Consider the following 18,895-nt stretch of genomic DNA (forward strand, 5'->3'; position numbering starts at 1 on the left):
CGGCAGGGGTGTGGGTCCGTTGAAAGGATAGGCTCAGGCCTCTTTGACTTCGTTGCGGTATTTGCGATTGAACACCTTCTGCACCAGCACGAAGAACAGCGGAATGTAGAAGATGGCCAGCAGGGTCGCCGACAGCACCCCGCCGATCAGGCCTGTACCAATGGCGTGCTGCGCCCCCGACCCGGCCCCATTGGCCAAGGCCAGAGGCAGCACGCCGAAGGTAAAGGCGAACGAGGTCATCAGGATGGGCCGCAGACGAATGCGCGAGGCTGCCAGCGTGGCGTCGATCAGGCCCATGCCGCGTTCCTGAAGCGTGCGGGCGTATTCGACGATCAGGATGGCGTTTTTGCACGACAGGCCAATGGTGGTGAGCAGACCGACCTGAAAGAAGATGTCGTTGTCGAGCCCGCGCGCCCACGTGGCCACAAGAGCCCCCAGCACCGCCAGAGGCAGGACGAGGATGACCGAGAACGGAATGGTCCAGCTTTCGTACAAAGCCGCCAGCAGCAGGAAGACGACCAGCACCGAAAGCGCATAGAGCGCCGGGGCCTGTGCGCCGGATTCGCGTTCCTGCAAGGACAGGCCGGTCCATTCAATCGCTGTGCCCTGCGGCAGGTCCGTGGCCAGATCTTCGACCGCGGCCATGGCATCGCCCGACGATACGCCGTCGGCCGCCGCGCCCTGCACGCCTGTGGAAGGCGACCCATTATAGCGCTCCAGCGTCGGCGCCCCCGCCTGCCAGCGCGTCGAACCAAAGGCCGGGAACGGCACCATGGCACCGTCCTTGTTGCGCACATACCAGCGGTTCAGGTCTTCCGGGCGCATGCGATAGGGGGTATCGGCCTGCACATAGACGCGCTTGACGCGGCCGCGATCAATAAAGTCGTTGACGTAGGAGCCACCCCAGGCGGCGGCCAGCATGGCATTGATGTCCGACACGCTGACGCCCATAGCCCCGGCAGCCGTCTTGTTGATGTCGATCTTGAGCTGTGGCGTATAGTCCTGCCCACCTGAACGCACCGAACCCAGTCGCGGGTCTTTTTCCGCGCGTCGGATAAAGTCGTTGCGCGCCGCCAGCAGCGCCTCCGGCCCGACGCCGCCGACATCCTTGATGACAAAGGAGAAGCCCGACGCATCGCCCAGAGAACGCACCACCGGCGGCTGGGTGGGGATGATGCGGGCATTGCGGTATTCGGGCTTGGCAAATTCCTTGCGCGCGCGTTCGATCACCGCCGGCACGCGCAGGTCGCTGCCCTTGCGCTCCTCAAACGGCTTCATGCGGATATTGACCTGCCCCTGATTCTGCCCGTTGGAGCCAACGCGCGCAAAGACGTAGCGCGCCGTCGGGTCCTTTTGCAGATAGGCCTCGACCCTGGCCACCACCTCATCGGTCGTCTTGCGCGTCGTGCCGACGGGTAACTGAACGATGGTCTGCATGAAGCCCTGATCCTCGTCCGGCAGGAAGGAGGTCGGCAGGACGCGGAACATCATGCCGCAGGCCACCAGCACCACGCCATAGATGACCAGATAGCGCAGCGGCTTGCCGATAATGCGGCCCACCGCCTCCATATAGCCGTGGCTGGCGCGGGTGAAGCTTTTGTTGAACCAGCCGAAAAAGCCTTTCTTTTCGGCGTGCTTCTGAGGATCGACCGGCTTTAGGATGGTGGCGCACAAGGGCGGCGTCAGGATCAGGGCCACCAGCACCGACAGGGCCATGGCCGAGACGATGGTGATGGAAAACTGACGATAGATGATACCCTGCGTACCGCCAAAAAAGGCCATGGGTACAAACATGGCCGACAGGACCAGACCGATGCCGATCAGCGCGCCGGTGATCTCGTCCATGGATTTTCGCGTGGCTTCCTTAGGGTCGAGCCCCTCTTCGTGCATCACGCGCTCAACGTTTTCAACGACCACGATGGCGTCATCGACCAGCAGGCCAATGGCCAGCACCAGACCAAACATGGTCAGAAGGTTGATCGAATAACCAAAAGCGGCCAGAATCCCCAGCGTCCCCAGAAGCACCACCGGCACGGCGATGGTCGGGATGATAGTGGCGCGCCAGTTTTGCAAGAACAGGTACATGACGATGAAGACCAGCACGATGGCTTCGATCAGGGTCTTCACCACCTCCTTGATCGACAGCTTGATGAAGTCGGTCGAGTCATTGGGAATGGCGTAGGTGATATTTTTGGGGAAGCTTTTCGAAAGCTTTTCCATCTCGGCCTTGACCAGCTCAGCGGTTTTCAACGCATTGGCCCCGGTAGCAAGGCTGATGGCGATACCGGTGGCGGGTTGTCCGTTGATGCGGCTGATCGAGTCGTAGCTCTGCTGCCCCAGCTCGACGCGCGCCACATCGCGCAGATACACGGTCGCGCCCGACGTATCGCTTTTGACGATGATATTCTGGAACTCGTCTGCCGTGGTCAGGCGCGACTGCGAGGTGATGGTGGCATTGAGCGCGATATCGTCTGTGGTCGGCTGCGCCGCCAGTTGCCCGGCGGAAACCTGAGCGTTCTGGGCACGGATGGCCGTCACCACATCGGCGGGCGTCAGGTTAAAGGCCACCAGCTTTTCGGGATTGAGCCAGATACGCATGGCATAGCCGGAACCGAACACATTGCTTTCGCCCACCCCGTCCACGCGCGCCAGCGTGTCCTGCACATTGGATACCAGATAGTCACCAAGGTCGGCATTGGTCAGCGATCCATCCGTTGAATACAACGAAATGACCATCAGCATGTTGTTGGAGGCCTTGTTGACCCGCACGCCCTGCGCCTGCACATCCTGCGGCAGGCGGTTGATAACGGCCTGCACCTGATTTTGCACCTGCACCTGAGCCGTGTCGATATTGGTCCCCGCTTCGAAGACGAGGGTGACATTGGCAGAGCCGCTGTCCGAAGAAGAGGCCGTGATGTATTTCAGGCGATCGAGCCCGGTCATCCCCTGCTCGATAATCTGCGTCACCGAATCCTCGACCGTTTTCGCCGACGCCCCCGGATAGGAGGCGTTGATGCGCACCTGCGGCAGGGCGATGTCCGGATACTGTTCAACCGGCAGGGTACGGATCGAAAGCAGACCTGCCAGCATGATGACAATGGCCACCACCCAGGCAAAGATGGGGCGGTCAATAAAGAAACGGGACAGCATGAAAACCCTTGGTCAGGCGACGTCAGCGGTGAGATGTCTTGGCCCACATCCGTCCCTGTGACAAGCCTTCATCGACCCGGAGAAACGAAGCCGCAAGCGCCAGAGAAAGGCTCGCTTGCGGCTAGAACAGGATGTGCACCACAAACTGTTACGGTAGGCGCTTACAAATCCGTCGCCCGTCTCAGCATTCGGTATCAGAATTTTACAGCTTACGCCGTCAGGCGCGCCGGGGCGGTTTCGTCGAGGACCTGCGCCGCCGGGCGGCCGAAATAATAGCCCTGTGCCTCGTCACAGCCTTCGCTGCGTAACAATTCAAGCTGCGCCACCGTCTCGACGCCTTCGGCAAGAACCGGCACCTCAAGACTGCGCCCCAGCGCCAGAATGGCGCGGATGATGGCACGCGCCTGCGGGCTCTGTTCGGCCTCCATCAGGAAGGAGCGATCAATCTTGATTTTGTCGAAGGGGAAGGCATTGAGCGTGTCGAGCGACGAATAGCCCGTACCGAAGTCGTCAATGGCGATGGTTACGCCGAAGCCCTTGATCCGACGCAGGATATGCAAGGCACGCGCCTTGTCGCCGATAATGGTCGATTCGGTGATTTCAAGTTCAAGACGACGCGGCGACAGACCGGTTTCAATCAGAATGGACTTCACCATACCAACCAGATCGGGGTGCGTTAACTGCACCGGCGACAGGTTGACGGCCACCTTGGCCCCATTGGTCCAAGTGGCGGCCTCGGCGCAGGCGGTGCGCAACACCCACTCACCGATGTCGAGTATAGCCCCGCATTCTTCGGCCACGGGGATAAAGTCGGCCGGACTGACAAACCCGCGCTGCGGATGCTGCCAGCGCAGCAGGGCCTCATAGCCCGTAATGGCCTGCGACGTGACCGACCGCTGCACCTGATAGTGGACGCGCAGTTCGTCACGGGCGATGGCCTGCCAAAGGTCCTTGGCGAGCGCGCGCCGGTCGCGGGCGGCTTCATCCATGCGCGCTTCGTAGTAACAGACGGCCTCATGGCCGTTTATGCGCGGCTGTGCCTTGGCGCGATAAAGCGCCAGATCGGCATTGTTCATCAGAGGCTCACGCCCGTCGGCATCGTCGGGATAGACGGCCACGCCCATCGACCCGCCGGGAGAGACCTCAAACCCGTCGAGGTCGATAGGATCGTGCAGGGCCACGTCCAGACGGCTGACGAAGTCGCTGAGTTCACGCGCTTCCGCAAATGTCTTGACGCAGGCAAATTCGTCGCCGCCGATGCGCCCCACGAACTCGCTGTCACCACACAGGCGCTGAAGGCGTTCGGCGATGATTTTCAGCACCTGATCCCCGGCCGCGTGGCCGCGCACGTCATTGATTTCCTTGAAGCGGTCAAGGTCGATGGCCACCGCCGCCACCTTGTGACCTGTACGCGCCGCGCGTTCCAGTTCGCGGTCCGCGTGCTGATTGAAATGCTCACGATTGGGCAGACCCGTCAGGCCGTCGTGGCGCGCCATGTGCGCGATACGGTCCTCGTCGCGGCGGCGCGCCGTGATGTCATCAATCGTTGTCACCCAGCCGCCTTCGGGCAAGGGCCGGTAGGTCACTGAGAGCACGGTGCCATTCGCCGATTCTGAAATCAGCGTCCCGCCTTCCGGCTGGGCAATCAGGTCCATGTGCATGCGATAGCGCGCCTCGATCTGCGCTTCGGTCGCCCCGGCGCGGCGCAGAATATTGCCCAGCACCTCGCGGAAAGGCGTGCCCGGACGCGCCATGTTCGGGTCATTGCCAAACATGCTGTAAACGCGTGGGTTGGCGAAAACGAGCCGATGATCGGCGTCGTACAGGCTGAGCCCTTGTGACATATGGCGCAAAGCGGTGTCGAAATTGTGCGTGGTCCGCTTCAGTATTTCCCGATCCGCCCGGCGCTGCGTGATATCGCGCGTCACCTTGGCAAAGCCGATCAGCGTGCCGTCGCTCTCGTACATGGGGGTCAGGATGACGTGGGCCAGGAAGGTCGTGCCGTCCTTGCGCACGCGCTCGCCCTCCTCTTCGTAACGACCCTGTTCCAGTGCCGCCTGCAATATGGCCTGCGGCTTGCCGACCTCGCGGTCAGCTTCGGGGAAGAAGGTGGCAAAGGATTGGCCCACAATCTCGGACGCTGCATAGCCCTTGAAACGCTGCGCCCCGGCATTCCAGTTGCTGACCCGCCCCTGCGGATCGAGCATGTAGATGGCATAGTCGCGTACCGAGTCGATCAGAATACGCATATGGCGCTCATTGGCAGCCACAGCGGCCTCGAACCTCTGCCGCTGCATAAGGCTCATGATGCACAGGCCCATCACCGCGATGGCCACTACGGCCACCGTGATCGACATGCTGCCCGGATTGAGCATCAGGCCGCCCGTCGCGATACGCGGATCGGGCGTGACGTCCACGGCCCCCATGCCGATAAAGTGGTGTGCCACAATCCCCAGCACCATCAGGCCGGTGGCCCCTGTCAGGGCATACCGATAGCGACTGGTCGCCAGCCACAGGGCCGCCGCTTCGAACACCATTCCCAGCAGAACGGAGGCCGCGACCAGTTCCGTGTGCCAGCCGATGTGCGCGGGCGCGATAACCGCCGACATGCCCGTATAGTGCATCCCCGCCACGCCCAGACCCAGCAAGGCCCCGCCGACGCCGCGCCACAGGCCTTGGCGCTCCGAAACGGCCAGAGCTATACCGGCACCGGTAATGGTCACGGCGATTACCAAAGACAGGAAGGTTTTGAAAAGGTCGTAGCCGGTGGCGACGCCGGCGCTATAGGCCAGCATGGCGATAAAGTGCGTCGCCCAGATACCAAAGCCGGCGGCCAGCCCCGCCATAGCCACCCAGCGCCAGCGTTCAGCCCCGTCCGTCTCGCGGGCGCGTCGGGCCAGTCTGAGCGCTGTAAAGGAAGCCGAAACGCAAACCAGCGCCGCCAGTACGACCAGCGCCCAGTCGTGCTGATCCCGTAAGCACGCAATAACTCTCAGCATGTTCAAGCGTCCCACTCAGTGCGTTTTGCACACTTTCTACAAAGCCTTGCCATGGAAGGCTTTTCGATTGTGTTAACACCCATACGTCTGACGCGCCGGACGGGTTCAGGTGCCCGGTAAGGTCTTGCTGAGGAGACGCTTGAGCTGAATCTGCTGAAGGCTGCGTTCGGCATTGGCGCGGGCGCAGCGCGCCGCCTGTTGCGGCGTTTCGCGCAAGGAACCGATCATGGCGCCTTCATAGAGCAGCAGCCATTCATGCGACAGGCTATCGGCCATGTCGGCATAGCCCGCCTCCCCCAGCAGGGTTTCAAACCATTCGCGCAACTGATGGCGGGCGGCGGCCACAACGTCAGCTATCGCCGGTTTGGCAGAGCCAAATTCAACCGTAGCCGTAATCAGCAGGTCCCCCCGCATCGTCGCTTCCGACACCTGGGGCAGGGCATCGAACAGAGACAGGGGTCGCGATTTGACCTCCCCCGCTTCGACAGCGATCTTGAGCGCGGCAAAATGCGAAATATGCCAGCGTTCCAGGCAGGCGAGGATCAGATCGTCCTTGGACGGAAAGTGACGATAGAAGCTGGCCTTGGCGACCGCCGAGTCTGCAATGATGCGATCAATACCCGTCGCGCGAAACCCTTGCGTGGCAAATAACGGCAAGGCCGTCTGCACAATGCGATCCCTGACGCCCGTTTTGGTTCCAGCCATGTCCGACCCTCCCAGTGAGTAGCGGTAATTTTGACAGACAAGTCTGTCCTGTCAACGTTTACACATCGCTGCGCAGAGGCTTTATTAAGCATTTTCTGTTTAGGTGGCGGAGATATCATGGTGGGTATGCACCCGCACAAGGACTTTTAGCTGCATGCCCGAACGCGACGACTACAAAAACCAGCGTGACCGCTACATTGCCTTTTCCCTCGCGGCGGCCGATCTGCTGGTTGAAGTCGATGAGGGCGGAAAGATCGCCCGCACCATCGGGGCCACCAACGCCCTTCTGGCCGAAGACGCACAGAGCGTCAAAGGGCAGGCCATCGAAGCGCTGTTTCCATCCGCAGATCGTTATCTGGTCGCCCGCCTGCTGGCGCGGGCGCGCGAAATCGGGCGTATCGACCCGGCCACCGTCCGCCTGAAACCCGATGGCCGCAAACCGATCCATGTCAATCTGGGGGCCTGTTATCTGCCCGATCGGCAGCGGACCTTCGTGACCGTCACCGTGCTGTCTGAGCCGCTGGTCAAGGCCTTGCCTGAACGCGATGATATTTCGGGCCTTCTCGACCTCTGCGAATTCCAGCATATGGCCTCGCGGTCCATTAAACCGGGGGATGCCGGTTCGGGTGCGGCCATGTTGCAGGAAATGCAGCTGATCCGGCTGAATGGCCTGAGCGACGCCATGGACAAGATGCCGCAGTCGCGCTCTGAACAGTTGATGGGTGAAATCGGTGCCCTGCTGCGCGCCTCCTCCGGGCCGACCGGCGCGGCCGCCCGTCTGGGAGACGATGAGTTTGGCCTGATGGCCGATCAGGGCTCCAACGCCATCAGCGAAGCGCAACTGATGGGGGATATTCAGCAAGTTCTGAGTAACGCCGGGGTCAAGGAAGACCGCGTGTCTTCCAGCATCGTTACCCTGTCTATGGATACCACAAACCTCAGCGAAGACAGCGTCGCCAAGGCCCTGTCCTACGTCGTGGACAAGTTTACCAAGACCGCGACGCTTGAAGCGCGTGATCTGCAAAACAGTCTGAACGCCGCCATCAACGCCGCCGTCGATCAATACGCCCGCGTCAAGGCCGTCCTCGCCGCCGGTCAGTTCACCCTGCATTATCAGCCGGTTGTGGACATAGCGTCGCGTGAGGTTCATCACTACGAAGCGCTGTTGCGTTTCAACGGCGGGCTGGATTCCTACGACACGGTGCGCTTTTCCGAGCAGGTGGGGCTGGCGGTTGAGTTCGATCTGGCCGTCTGCGACAAGGCGATCAGCGCCCTGCATCAGTATCCCGGCGAATCCATCGCCATGAACCTTTCGGGCCTTTCGGTGCAGAACGCGCAGTTCCGCGACCGCCTCAGTGCCCGTCTTAAAGCCGAACCCGCCCTCAAAAACCGGTTGATGTTTGAACTGACCGAGTCGCACATGATCGAGGATGTCGAGGACGCCGCGCGCTTCCTCGCCGATCTGCGCCGCCGCGGATATGAAATCTGTCTGGATGATTTTGGCTCAGGGGCCGCCGCCTATAATTATCTGCGCCGCTTCGATGTGGACTATATCAAGATCGACGGCCCGTTCCTCAAGACCGCCCTCACCCAGCCGCGTCAGCGCGCCCTTATCCACTCCCTGAGCATCCTGTGTCAGGAACTGAAGTGCAAATGTATCGGCGAAATGATCGAGTCAGAGGACATGGTGCGTCTGGCCAAAGACCTCGGCATTACCCACGGTCAGGGCTGGCTGTTCGGTAAGCCCGCCGCCCAGATTCCGCCGCGCAGCAATGCGGTATCCCATGCCGTGGCGCGCCGTAAAGGGGTCAGGGAAACCTGGGGCTGATCCCTCCCCTTGTCAGGGTCATTTTGACGGTCTAATCTCCTCGCTGGGGGAGAAAACAGCATGTTCTCAGCTATTTTCAATCGCGGCTTCGACCTGTTGGGCCGGCACTTTGTGCTGATCTTTGGCACAGCCTTTTTTATCATGGGCCTGCCGTCGGTGCTGGGGGCCATCTTCCTCTACGATCTGACCGGAAACACAGGCGACAAGCTGTTTGAGTCGCTGTTTACCCACGGCTGGCCGGCTGTCGCCTATGCCGTACTTTGCGTGGCGCTTTATCTGATCAACTATTCGGTCATCACCGAAATTGCTGTGACGGGCCTTACGCGCAATGAGTTCCGATTGGGCGACGCTCTGGGCCGCAGCCTGATGAATATTATTCCTCTGCTGATTCTCTTTTGCCTGTGCGGGCTGTTGGTCGGGCTGGGGTTCATGCTGCTGGTTATACCCGGCATTATTCTGATGCTGGCCTTATCGGTCACCTGCACCGCCTATATTGCTGAGGGTAAGACCGGAATCACAGACGCTATGCAACGCAGTTTTGAGCTGACGCGCGGCCATCGCTGGGCGTTGCTGGGGGTGTTTATCTGTGTGGGCTTGCTGGAAATGGTTATCGGGGCCATTGCCGAAGCCCCGATGCTGTTGGTCGGTCAGGACCTGCCACAGCCCGTGATTATCGGCGCGTCCACCCTGATCAACACGCTGAGCGATGCCTTTTCTCTGGTGTTCAGCGTCGCCGCCTATGTGTGCCTGCGTCAGGCCAAGGAAGGCCAGCCGACCGACAGCGCGGCGGATGTCTTTGGCTGACGGTTTTTATTCGTCGAACTTGTCCTTGCGGCGGCGACCCAGAAGCATTCGCCCCTCAAGCTGCGCCCGCAGGGCGGCATAATAGGCCCGCAGGAACGCCTCGTCCGAAGGGATATCGCTGGCGATCTTGGGTTCGATCCAGCCGATGCGCGTCTTGATGCGATCGGCGACGGCGCGCAGGGTGGTCGCACGCTTTTCGCGCAAGACCTCTTCCAGCACGCCCAGTTCCTTTTCGCCATACACGCTGATCTGTTCCGGCGTAAAGGTGAGGCCGGGCGACGTGACCGGGGCCTGTTCAGCCAGATCGAAGCTCAGGCGCTCACGCGGTACATGCACGACGCGCGTACCGCCCAGAAAATCACCCAGCCGCGCCCGCGACGTATTGAACAGCGGCAACAGAGCAAGAGTCAGGGTCCAGATCAGGGCCACCAGCGACACCCAGCCGCCATTGACGCTGGCCTGAAGCGCCAATGTTAGAGGCAAATACAGCTCCACCTCGCGCAGGGCGTTGCGTGTAATCACCGCTGAGGGCGTCAGATGACCGCCATCGTGCGAAATGACGCGAATCTTCATCACCCGCTTGCCCGGCGTGGCGGCGCGCGGCCCCAGCTCAAACAGCATGAAATAGCCCGAGCGCAGGAAGAAGCCGATCAGTACAAACAGGATAAACAGCGCCTGAATGAACGGGTGATCCATCTTCACATTATCGAACTTCAGGTGTTCGAACGGCAGCAGGATGTACAGGATCACCAGCACGACGGGCGCCAGAATGATGATCAGAAAGTCGATCACCAGCGCCGCCAGACGCGAGGCGAAGGAGGCCGTGCGAAACGACAGCACCACGCCTTCGGGCGTCGTCACAGGCGTGACGGGGCCCTCTGTGGACGGCAGGGCGACGGCCCCGCCCTTCATCAGGTCAGGTCTGGGCATGGCCGACCTCATGACTGACCTTTGGCGGGCGCGGTTTGCGCAGACGACCGACCGCGATGAAATAGGCCAGCCAAAAGACCAGCATCACCCCGCCAAACGTAAAGCGCGCCCACATCTCGGTCACCGTCTGACGCGCCATGCCTTCGATAAAGCCGGCGATGACCAACATCAGCATGGCCCCCAGCATGGCCGTCCCGGCCAGTCGCCCGGCTTCGGCCAGCGCCGCCTTGCGCGTCAGGTGGCCGGGGAACATGATGCGCCGCGCCAGATGAAACCCCGCCGCCGCGCCGATGACGGCCGCCGTCAGCTCGGTCGTGCCGTGAATCGACAGCCAGGCTATGAAATCCGGTCCCAAACCGCGTGAGGCAAACAGCCACACCATCGCCCCGACCGACATGCCAAAGACAATCATCAGAAAGGCCGTCGGCAGGCCGCCGATCACCCCCAGGGCAAAGGCCGATAACGTCACCTGCGTGTTGTGGCTCATCAGGAAGACCGAAAAGGCCGCGAGCGGTTCACCGCCTTCGGTCCCGCCTATGGTCTTGCGCAAGTCGTCAACGCTGGCGTTCAGATCACGGCCCTGCGACATGCCCCCGACCAGCGGATCGTACCAACTGGGGTCGGCCATGCACATCAATATACCCCCGACAATCCCCAGCACCAGACACAGGGTGGACAGGGACAACTCCCCCCATAGGGCGCGCACCGAGCGCGGCAGGTCGCGCAGGAAAAAGTCGCGAACAATCACGCCGGGCCGGGCGTGCGGTCCGTACATGTAGACATAGGCGCGCGCACACAGGGCCTGCAGGAAGGTGATCAGGTTGCGATCCAGCGAGATCGACTGCGCCATCGACAGAGACGATACCGTCGAACGGTAAAGTACCGGCAGGTCCAGCAATTCCTCGGTGGTGAATTTGCGCAAGCCTCCGTTTTCAGCGCGGTCGATCTGTTTGGCCAGCGCCTTCCAGTCCTTTTCGCGCGCTTCGCGGAACTTCTGGCTCTTGAGTTGCAGAGGGGGCTTTTCGTTGGCAGCTTCGCTCACAACCGGTCCTCCCGTTTCATTTCCAGATATTTGAGCACCAATTGCACGGCCATGGCCTCAGTGGTGGGCTCCAGCACTTCAATACCGTAGCGGCGCAACGTCGCGTGGACGGTTTCGCGCTGTTGCAACAGGCGGCGGGCGAAGATGGCGCGCGTGACGTCATCAGCCGCCTGCGGTTCGGACGCGGCCAGCCCCTCCAGCACCTCATCGCGGAAGGCGACAAAGACGATCAGGTGCTTTTTCGACAGGCGCTGCAAGGCTTCGAGCATCAGGTCGGCGCTGATTTCGTCGATAAAGTCGGTGAACAGCACGATCAGCGAACGGCGCGCGATCTTCGACCCCAGATCGGCCAGGGCCAGCGTATGGTTGGTTTCTTCGGGCCGGTCGTCGAGGCCCGACAATTGCGCCTTCAGCGTCTCATAGGCCTGCGTCCCGGCCAGCAGCGGCGCATTGTGATACGGCCGCGCCGCAAAAGCGAAAGAGCGCACATTGTCGCCGATTTTCAGCGCGCAGTAGCCCAGCAACAGGCCGGCATAGAGGGCGCGGTCGAGCTTTTTGACCCGCAGCAGCGGCTCACCCATCAGGCGGCCGGTGTCGAAGGCCAGCACGATATGGTGGTTGCGCTCGGTCTGAAACTCACGCGACAGCAGTTTGAGGTGGCGCGCCGAGGAGCGCCAGTCGATGCGGCGATGATCCTGCGACGAGTCGTATTCGCGCAGCGCGTGGTATTCGGAACCGTTGTGCAACTGGTTCTGTACGCGCACCCCATAGACGGAGTCGCGCGAAAACAGGGCGGCGGCGTCCTGCTGCACGCCCTCAATATCCGGCGTGACCACCATTTCGGCCTTAAGCGGCACGATCTTCTGCACATAGCCGAGGCCCAAAACACCGCTCCAGCGCAGATGCGCGGTTTCCACCGCCGCCTTGCCGCGCGCCGTGGCGCGCAGGGCCAGTTGTCCCTTGAACAGGCCAGCATCGGGGCTCAGGGTCAGACCGGCCTGCGGCGTTTGCAGGCGTGACGACACGCCCCAGCGGATTTCAATCTTTTTGGGCGTGCGCGCCTTAAAGCGCACGGCGTAGGCAAAGCCATAGTCGCGCCCGACACCGATGCGACGCGGCAGAGGGATATCCAGCGTCAGGTGCGACGGCAGCGGCGCAAAAACCCCCTCAAACACCGCCAGCGCCATCAACCCCAGCATGATCAGCGGCATGACCCACCAGACGGCAGGCGCCACAAAGACCACCCCAGCCCCCAGAAGGACGCAGGCGATCAGTATCCGGATCAGGCGCGGGGTGGGATGGATCATCTGGGGATCTCGATACGCTCCAGAAGGCCTTGCAGGACGCCGTCCACCGAATGCCCCTCGATTTCGGCCGAGGGCGACAGCAGCACGCGGTGGCGCATGGACGGCAGGTACAGCGCCTTGATGTCGTCCGGCAGCACATAGTCGCGTCCGTCCAGCGTGGCGCGCGCCCGCGCCGCCCGCGCCAGCAGCGCGCCAGAGCGCGGCGAGGCCCCGACCGCCAGTGACGGGCTTTCGCGCGTGGCGCGGATCAGGCTGACGATATAGTCGAGATTGGCGTCATTGAGCCGCACCGTGGTCACCACGCGGATGGCCTCAGCCAGGGTCGCGGCATCCAGCACCGCCTCGATACCCGCCTGTTCCGGATCGAGCGTCACCGCCGAATTGCCCGCCTCGTCGATGATGCGGCGTTCTTCGCTGGCCGACGGATAGCCCAGCACGTGCTTGAACAGGAAGCGGTCCAGTTGCGCCTCCGGCAACGGATAGGTGCCCTGCTGCTCGATCGGGTTCTGGGTGGCGATGACCATGAAGCGGTCGCCCAGATCGTAGCGCGTGCCATCGAGCGTCACCTTGCGCTCCTGCATGGCCTCCAGCAGGGCGGCCTGCGTCTTGGGTGGCGTGCGGTTGATTTCGTCGGCCAGCAACAGATCACAGAAGATCGGCCCCTTGGTCAGGGAGAAGGTCGAGGTCTGGAAGTTGAACAAGTTGGAGCCCAGAATATCGGCCGGCAGCATGTCCGGTGTGAACTGGATGCGCCCGAAGCGCAGGGACAGCGAACGGCAGAAGGCCCGCGCCAGCAGGGTCTTGGCCGTGCCCGGAGGCCCTTCGAGCAGCACATGGCCCCCGGAAAACAGGGCGGTCAGCATCAGCTCGACCGTATCGGCCTGACCGATGATGACCTTGCCGATTTCGCCCTTAAGGCGCGCCGCAAGGCTGTGAACGTCGGAAATCTGCATCTAGCGCTCCGTTATCTGGTGCTTCCAGGCGTGCAGACGGCGCGCCCAGCTCAGCAGTTGCATGGGGTTGGAAAGGCGGTCCGCCTCGGCCCTGAGGGCGCTGTAGCGTTCCGGGGTATTATGTTTTTCGCTCAGGCGCTCGGCCAGTTCGTCCGGCCCAGCACTGTGGCGGCCGAGGCCCAGCGCTTTCAGCGCCTGATCGCGCACCAGTTGCGCATAGGCCGGGGCCAGTTTCGGCTCACGCCCGGCCTTGGCGATCAGGCGCGCGGCATTGTCGGCCAGCACGGTGACACCACGCCCGTGCGGCGTATCAGTGGACGGATCATGCGCCGGACCAAAGCGCGAATAGGCCGACCACAGCATGGCCAGCGCCAGCACCAGCAGGCACAGAGGTACGCCGATAAAAGGCGCGCGCGCCACGTGGTGCATCAGGTTCTGTTCATAGGCCAGATTGTTGAAGCTCACGTCGAACGCCACGGTCTTCGCGCCCGGCGCAATGGCCTCAATGATGGACAAAGCCCCCGCCAGCCGCTCCGGGTCAGCCAGCATCTGATTGTCCATCAGATCCGGCTCGCTGAGCAGATAGACCGGGGCCTTGTACGGCTTTTCGCCCGGCATCGGATTGACGCGCGACAGCAAGACCTCACCGTCCGGCCCCAGCAATAGCGGCGTCAGGTTCGGCCCGGTAAGAGACTGCAAACCCCGGATGCGCCCGCTGGTATAGGCCTTGGTCAGGGTGGTCTGACCGGCGGCGGGCGTCAGGGCATAGGATTTGTAGCGACCCAGCGGCGCGCGCCCAAGAGCATAGTTCAACCGCTGATAGGTGATCTTATAGCGGGTTTCGCCGTCTTCCTGCACGCTCTGCTTGGTGACAGGCGACAACAGGGTCAGTTGCGAAAAGACGCGATTGGGAGCCTGAAAATGCGGGTTGATGTCCCAGCGCGGGTGCGACGGCATAGGACTGGCGGACCATTTGGGGGCGACGACCAGCACCACCTTACCGATGGGCTTATACAGCAGACGCTCGGCCTTTTCGGCGCTGGGCGTCGGCCAGTAATCGTCGGCCTTTTTCGCCTCCATGTCGGCCTGAAACGAGGTCGAAGAGGCTTCCTGCGCGGCCTGCGAAGCCGAGGCTTCGGCCTGAGCCTGCTTCAGCTTTTCCTGCCTTTGCGCGCTGGTCTGAGATGAGGAGGTGGCGCTTGCGGACGCAGAGGCACTTTCCTCCGGCACCGGCTGAGGCTCGTAATATTCCGGGTCGTCGTTGAACAGCGCGTCATCGCCATCCAACGTGACGATAACCAGATCGCTGACCTTTTGCGGCCCCGTCTCCTGCCGCGACAGGATGGTCTTGTAATTCGATGCCTCAAGAACGTCGCGCAAGCCCTTGAAACCCTGCGCCGAATAGCCGGTGATATTGGCCGCCTGCCCACGCCCGGCGGGTTCCAGATGCGGTGTGATCAGCACGAGCCCGACCATCAGGAACAGGCCGGCGATCAGCACACCGACAACCACGGGCAACAGGCGACTGGCCGGCGGCAGGCCTTTTTTCACGAAGGGCAAGCGCATTATTTCGTCCCCTTCGGCAGGTGCTCGGAAGCGACGAAATCGACATAGGCCTTGCGGCAGGCCTCAAAGCCTTCGCGCCCGACGGGGATGCCGGCAAAGAAGCTTTTTTCGGCCCAGCGGGTGATTTCGGCATAGGCCGGGCGCGCGTCTTCCGGCAACAGCGGATGTTTGCCAATGTCGCGCGCGGAATAGTGTTTGCGCACCAGATCGGGACGATAGGCGTTGAGATCAGCCACCGAGCGCTTGAGCAGCAGATGCACGGCCTCATCATACTGGCCCTTTTCGGCCAGGGCGTCGATTTCCTCGATCAGGGCGGCCGCGGCTTCGGCGGTCGGTCGCCACGGCGCATCGGCCTTCAGGCCGTCACGTTGAAACAGGCGCTCAACCTTGCCCGCAATAAAGGCGCGCACCAGCGGCGACAGCAGCAGGATAACCAGCGCAAACAGCAGGAGATACAAAAGCCAAGGCAGAATGGGCGCGATGGGTTCCAGCAGGTCGCCAAAAAACTTGCTGACCTTACCCAGCCATTCCAGAAAGGCCTTCAACCAGCCAATATCGGCTTCCTTGGGCGGCGGGGTATTGGTGAAGCGCGTTTGCAGCAGGCCGTTTTCGTTGACCTTGCGGATCAGGGCCTCGGCAGACGAAACATCGGCCGCCGTCACGCTGTCCGGTGCAAGCTGCGCCACGGGGGATGGCGCGCTGGCCGCTGCCGACGCAGAGGCTTCGGTCGTGATGGCCGTCGCACGCATAAGACCCAGTCTTCCCCCATACTTTATCCCGACCATAAGGGGTAAAACCGCGCGGGGTCAACCCGCTTCACCTCCCGCATTCCGGGGAGCCGACCAGAGAAAAGGCGATGACCGGCGCCATCGCCTTAAAAGGATCAGAAACCACCCCCGGGGTTGTTTCCGCCCCCGCCGCCACCCCAGTTACCGCCGCCCTGCCCGCCGCCTTGACCACCGCCACCGGGCCCACGCCCGCCCATGCCGCGGCCCGTGATGCCAAAGGGGTTAAAGCGCAGGCCCACCATGAAGGTGGTGCCGCCAGTATCGCGTTCGGTAAAGCTGCGGACCGTTTCATTGCTGGTAAAGGTGCGCGCCTTGCCCTGCCCCTGCGCCGTAAAGGTCAGGGTGAGTTTGGCATTCAACGGACGGCTGTAGGAGCCCTGCCAGGTCATCGGACGTTCGGTATAGCCTTGCCCATTCAGCGTTCTGACGGGTGCGTTCAGAGTCAGTTGCAGCGTATCGCGAGGCGTCACGCTATAGCGCGCCCGAATGCGTCCGGTTACCGAGTCCTGCTCGGTGACGGTGGCCACCGTGCTGGAGCGCGGCGGTTGCGTCTCGTGCTTGGCGGTCGATTGGATGTTAATGCTGAACTTGCTGCCCCAACGCTTGTCGATCTGGAAGTCCATACCGGTTTCGACACCTTCGCCACCGTTTTCAACGCTGGTCAGCAAAACATCGTCGCTGGTGTCCGTCGGTGTATTGTTCGGATCGATATAGACTGTGCGATTGACGATAATCCCTTCCGTCACCCGATAGAAATAGACGGCACTAAAGAGAAAGTTTTTGGCCCGATCATTATATTCGTAGCGCAGTTCGTTGGCATGGGTTTCGGCAGGCTTAAGGCGCGGATTACCCTGACGGGCGCTGCGCTCGCTGTTATAGATGATCGCCGGATTGAGGTTATCTATATTCGGCCGGCTGACGCGGTGGCTGTAGTTATAGCGGATTTTTGACTTGGGGCTCAGCACGTATTGGGCCGCAAAACTGGGGTGGTAATTCACATAGCTGGTCTCGAAGAAGGCCTGATCATTGCCCGATGGATTGGGGTTGTACCAGACCTTGCGGTTCAGGCTGACATGGGTTTCTTCCACCCGCAGCCCACCCTGCAGGTTCCACTTTTCACTCAGTTCCCGCTGATAATTGACGTAAAACTCTCTCTGGTCCTGATCGCGGACCACAGAGTTGGTTCGTCGCGCATTCAGCGTGCGGATACCCGTCAAACGGTTGGTGTCATATTGGCTGGCATCACGCGACCCGCTACGTGAATTCAGATCGAAACCGGTCGAAAAAATCCCATTCCAGAGGGGGCGCGTGTAATCGGCGCTTAAGGACAGGCTCGAATCCTCACCCAGTTCGACATTTTCCTGCACGACGCTGCGGCTGGTTGTGACCTGATAGGTGAGGTCCGCAAGGTTGTTCTGCGTTGTCTCGCCTTTGGTGACCCGCAAATCCGCCCGAAAGGTTTCCCCTTCCTGATCGCCTTTGTGGTTGAACCCCAGACGCGCGGAGGCCTGACGGGCTTCGTTGGTATTGTTGCGCACACCGTCGTACCGCTCGCTCAGCAGGCCCGCCGCATTCAGGTCTTCGGTATAGTCCTTGCTGTTGGTGCGGCCTTCACTCTGGTTGTACGTGCCTTCGAGCGTAAACGAATCTTTCTGATTAGGCGCGTATTCGACATTGCCCCTCAGCCCGTAATTATCGTTTTCTGACCGCGTATTGCCCCCGGAAGTGGTCGTCGTATTGCCGCTGCTGCGGATATATTCGCGGGAACTGCTGGTCGAGCCCCGATTGGCCCCATGCTGGATATTGAGCCCCCCTGAGAAAGACAGCGTCCCTTTCGCCCCCAGATCCTTGCCCGCACCGCCTTGCAGCGCGAGCATATAGCGTCCGAAGCTTCCGGCATTGGCCAGAACAAAGAGGTTTGGCCGCAAACCACGCCCCGGCCTCAGATTGATATTGATGATACCGGCCCCGCCTTCGGCCCCGTACTGGGCACCGGGGTTGGTCATGACCTCAACCGTATCAATATCCTCGGCGGGCATGGATTGCAGGGTCATGCCACGAAAATTGCCTTCGGTGCGCGCCGAAGGCTTGCCATTAATATAGACCTGAACGTTGGAATTGCCGCGCAAGGTCACATTGCCCTCGGCGTCCACCTGCACGCCCGGCGCCTTGTTCAAAGCATCGGCCGCTGATGACACCGGCGTGTCGGGATCGGTCTTGGGGTCATACACATCGCGGTCGATCTTGGTGAGCGGGCGGGCGGCCGTGACGGTCACGGTTTCTACCGCCTCACCAGTTCCCGTGGTGGGGGCGGCCTCTGCCGGTTTGGCGGCGGGTTTGGCCGGCGCTGGCTGCGCCTGAGCGGGGGGCGGGTTTGGCGTCGTCGCAGGCGCTGTCTGGGCAAAGGCTGGCAGGCTCATCATCAGACCGAGGGCGCTGGTGGCCAGCCAATAGCGCGTGTAGTGCGGGGGCATTTTCATTTGTGGAATTTCTTTGTCTTTTATTTACACAAAAACGGGCGACCCGTGCGGGTTGCGCTGAGGATTGATACGCGCACCCCGACCTGAGCCGTCGCCGTTGCGGCTTTTTTGTCTGCGAACACAAACTCCTGTAGCAAAAATACTACAATTTAAGTGGTGCGTCCTTTATTCTGTCATATCCATTCCACAGGCCGCGCAAGCCCTCTCTACAGTCAAAACCGAAAGTATAGAGAACGCCTTTATCTGAACAAAGAGGCTAAAATTATAGTTAATCAAAAGTCAACATACAAAGCTGATGTAAAATTTTCACGCAGTTTGCAAAATACTAACACATTGAGGGCAT

Annotated in this window: 12 protein-coding genes; 2 read left to right on the forward strand and 10 right to left on the reverse strand. The window is 61.3% G+C overall.

What is annotated here, in order from left to right; translation table 11 throughout:
• Window positions 1-33: 33 nt before the first annotated feature.
• The 3 genes from ACK8OE_RS15585 to ACK8OE_RS15595 form a co-directional block, all read right to left on the reverse strand.
• Entirely contained in the window at window positions 34-3,150 is a 3,117-nt protein-coding gene (locus tag ACK8OE_RS15585) for an efflux RND transporter permease subunit (protein ID WP_410273295.1), read from the reverse strand.
• Window positions 3,151-3,359: 209 nt separating this feature from the next.
• Window positions 3,360-6,149 (reverse strand): EAL domain-containing protein, encoded by a 2,790-nt coding sequence (locus ACK8OE_RS15590; RefSeq protein WP_410273296.1) that lies wholly within the window; start codon window positions 6,147-6,149, stop codon window positions 3,360-3,362.
• 105 nt (window positions 6,150-6,254) lie between these two features.
• The gene (locus ACK8OE_RS15595) at window positions 6,255-6,854 is read right to left on the reverse strand and encodes a TetR/AcrR family transcriptional regulator (protein WP_290799856.1); all 600 of its coding nucleotides are present in this window, start codon (window positions 6,852-6,854) and stop codon (window positions 6,255-6,257) included.
• Between the two features lie 154 nt (window positions 6,855-7,008).
• Here ACK8OE_RS15595 and ACK8OE_RS15600 point away from each other — a divergent pair, with 154 nt between their 5' ends.
• Together ACK8OE_RS15600 and ACK8OE_RS15605 are read left to right on the forward strand one after the other, a co-directional pair.
• Window positions 7,009-8,682: an EAL domain-containing protein gene (locus tag ACK8OE_RS15600; protein ID WP_290799854.1), complete on the forward strand. Its 1,674-nt coding sequence runs from the start codon at window positions 7,009-7,011 to the stop codon at window positions 8,680-8,682.
• Window positions 8,683-8,742: 60 nt separating this feature from the next.
• Window positions 8,743-9,486, forward strand: a complete 744-nt coding sequence (locus ACK8OE_RS15605) for a YciC family protein (protein ID WP_410273297.1) — start codon at window positions 8,743-8,745, stop codon at window positions 9,484-9,486.
• Window positions 9,487-9,492: 6 nt separating this feature from the next.
• On the opposite strand, the gene ACK8OE_RS15610 is transcribed toward ACK8OE_RS15605, so the two are convergent.
• From ACK8OE_RS15610 to ACK8OE_RS15640, 7 genes are all read right to left on the reverse strand, one after another.
• Window positions 9,493-10,416, reverse strand: coding sequence for an RDD family protein (locus ACK8OE_RS15610; protein WP_410273298.1), 924 nt, complete (start codon window positions 10,414-10,416; stop codon window positions 9,493-9,495).
• Window positions 10,403-11,458 carry a stage II sporulation protein M gene (locus ACK8OE_RS15615; RefSeq protein WP_410273299.1) on the reverse strand — a complete coding sequence of 352 codons (1,056 nt, stop codon included), beginning with the start codon at window positions 11,456-11,458 and terminating at the stop codon, window positions 10,403-10,405. Before ACK8OE_RS15615 ends, ACK8OE_RS15610 begins: the two co-directional genes overlap by 14 nt.
• Entirely contained in the window at window positions 11,455-12,765 is a 1,311-nt protein-coding gene (locus ACK8OE_RS15620) for a DUF58 domain-containing protein (protein ID WP_410273300.1), read from the reverse strand. The genes ACK8OE_RS15615 and ACK8OE_RS15620 overlap by 4 nt, the downstream gene beginning before the upstream one ends.
• Window positions 12,762-13,718, reverse strand: coding sequence for an AAA family ATPase (locus ACK8OE_RS15625; RefSeq protein WP_410273301.1), 957 nt, complete (start codon window positions 13,716-13,718; stop codon window positions 12,762-12,764). Before ACK8OE_RS15625 ends, ACK8OE_RS15620 begins: the two co-directional genes overlap by 4 nt.
• Window positions 13,719-15,284, reverse strand: a complete 1,566-nt coding sequence (locus ACK8OE_RS15630) for a hypothetical protein (protein ID WP_410273302.1) — start codon at window positions 15,282-15,284, stop codon at window positions 13,719-13,721.
• Window positions 15,284-16,033 (reverse strand): hypothetical protein, encoded by a 750-nt coding sequence (locus ACK8OE_RS15635; protein WP_410273303.1) that lies wholly within the window; start codon window positions 16,031-16,033, stop codon window positions 15,284-15,286. Before ACK8OE_RS15635 ends, ACK8OE_RS15630 begins: the two co-directional genes overlap by 1 nt.
• Before the next feature lie 134 nt (window positions 16,034-16,167).
• On the reverse strand, window positions 16,168-18,552 hold the full coding sequence (locus tag ACK8OE_RS15640) for a TonB-dependent receptor (protein WP_410273304.1): 2,385 nt from the start codon (window positions 18,550-18,552) through the stop codon (window positions 16,168-16,170).
• Between the last annotated feature and the right edge of the window lie 343 nt (window positions 18,553-18,895).

Source organism: Asticcacaulis sp. W401b (assembly GCF_046503825.1).
Taxonomy (GTDB): domain Bacteria; phylum Pseudomonadota; class Alphaproteobacteria; order Caulobacterales; family Caulobacteraceae; genus Asticcacaulis.

Bases quoted from the DNA above. Each gene is read 5' to 3' on its own strand.
- ACK8OE_RS15585 (WP_410273295.1), bottom strand. From the start codon at position 3,150: ATGCTGTCCCGTTTCTTTATTGACCGCCCCATCTTTGCCTGGGTGGTG.
- ACK8OE_RS15590 (WP_410273296.1), bottom strand. From the start codon at position 6,149: ATGCTGAGAGTTATTGCGTGCTTACGGGATCAGCACGACTGGGCGCTG.
- ACK8OE_RS15595 (WP_290799856.1), bottom strand. From the start codon at position 6,854: ATGGCTGGAACCAAAACGGGCGTCAGGGATCGCATTGTGCAGACGGCC.
- ACK8OE_RS15600 (WP_290799854.1), top strand. From the start codon at position 7,009: ATGCCCGAACGCGACGACTACAAAAACCAGCGTGACCGCTACATTGCC.
- ACK8OE_RS15605 (WP_410273297.1), top strand. From the start codon at position 8,743: ATGTTCTCAGCTATTTTCAATCGCGGCTTCGACCTGTTGGGCCGGCAC.
- ACK8OE_RS15610 (WP_410273298.1), bottom strand. From the start codon at position 10,416: ATGCCCAGACCTGACCTGATGAAGGGCGGGGCCGTCGCCCTGCCGTCC.
- ACK8OE_RS15620 (WP_410273300.1), bottom strand. From the start codon at position 12,765: ATGATCCATCCCACCCCGCGCCTGATCCGGATACTGATCGCCTGCGTC.
- ACK8OE_RS15625 (WP_410273301.1), bottom strand. From the start codon at position 13,718: ATGCAGATTTCCGACGTTCACAGCCTTGCGGCGCGCCTTAAGGGCGAA.
- ACK8OE_RS15630 (WP_410273302.1), bottom strand. From the start codon at position 15,284: ATGCGCTTGCCCTTCGTGAAAAAAGGCCTGCCGCCGGCCAGTCGCCTG.
- ACK8OE_RS15635 (WP_410273303.1), bottom strand. From the start codon at position 16,033: ATGCGTGCGACGGCCATCACGACCGAAGCCTCTGCGTCGGCAGCGGCC.
- ACK8OE_RS15640 (WP_410273304.1), bottom strand. From the start codon at position 18,552: ATGAAAATGCCCCCGCACTACACGCGCTATTGGCTGGCCACCAGCGCC.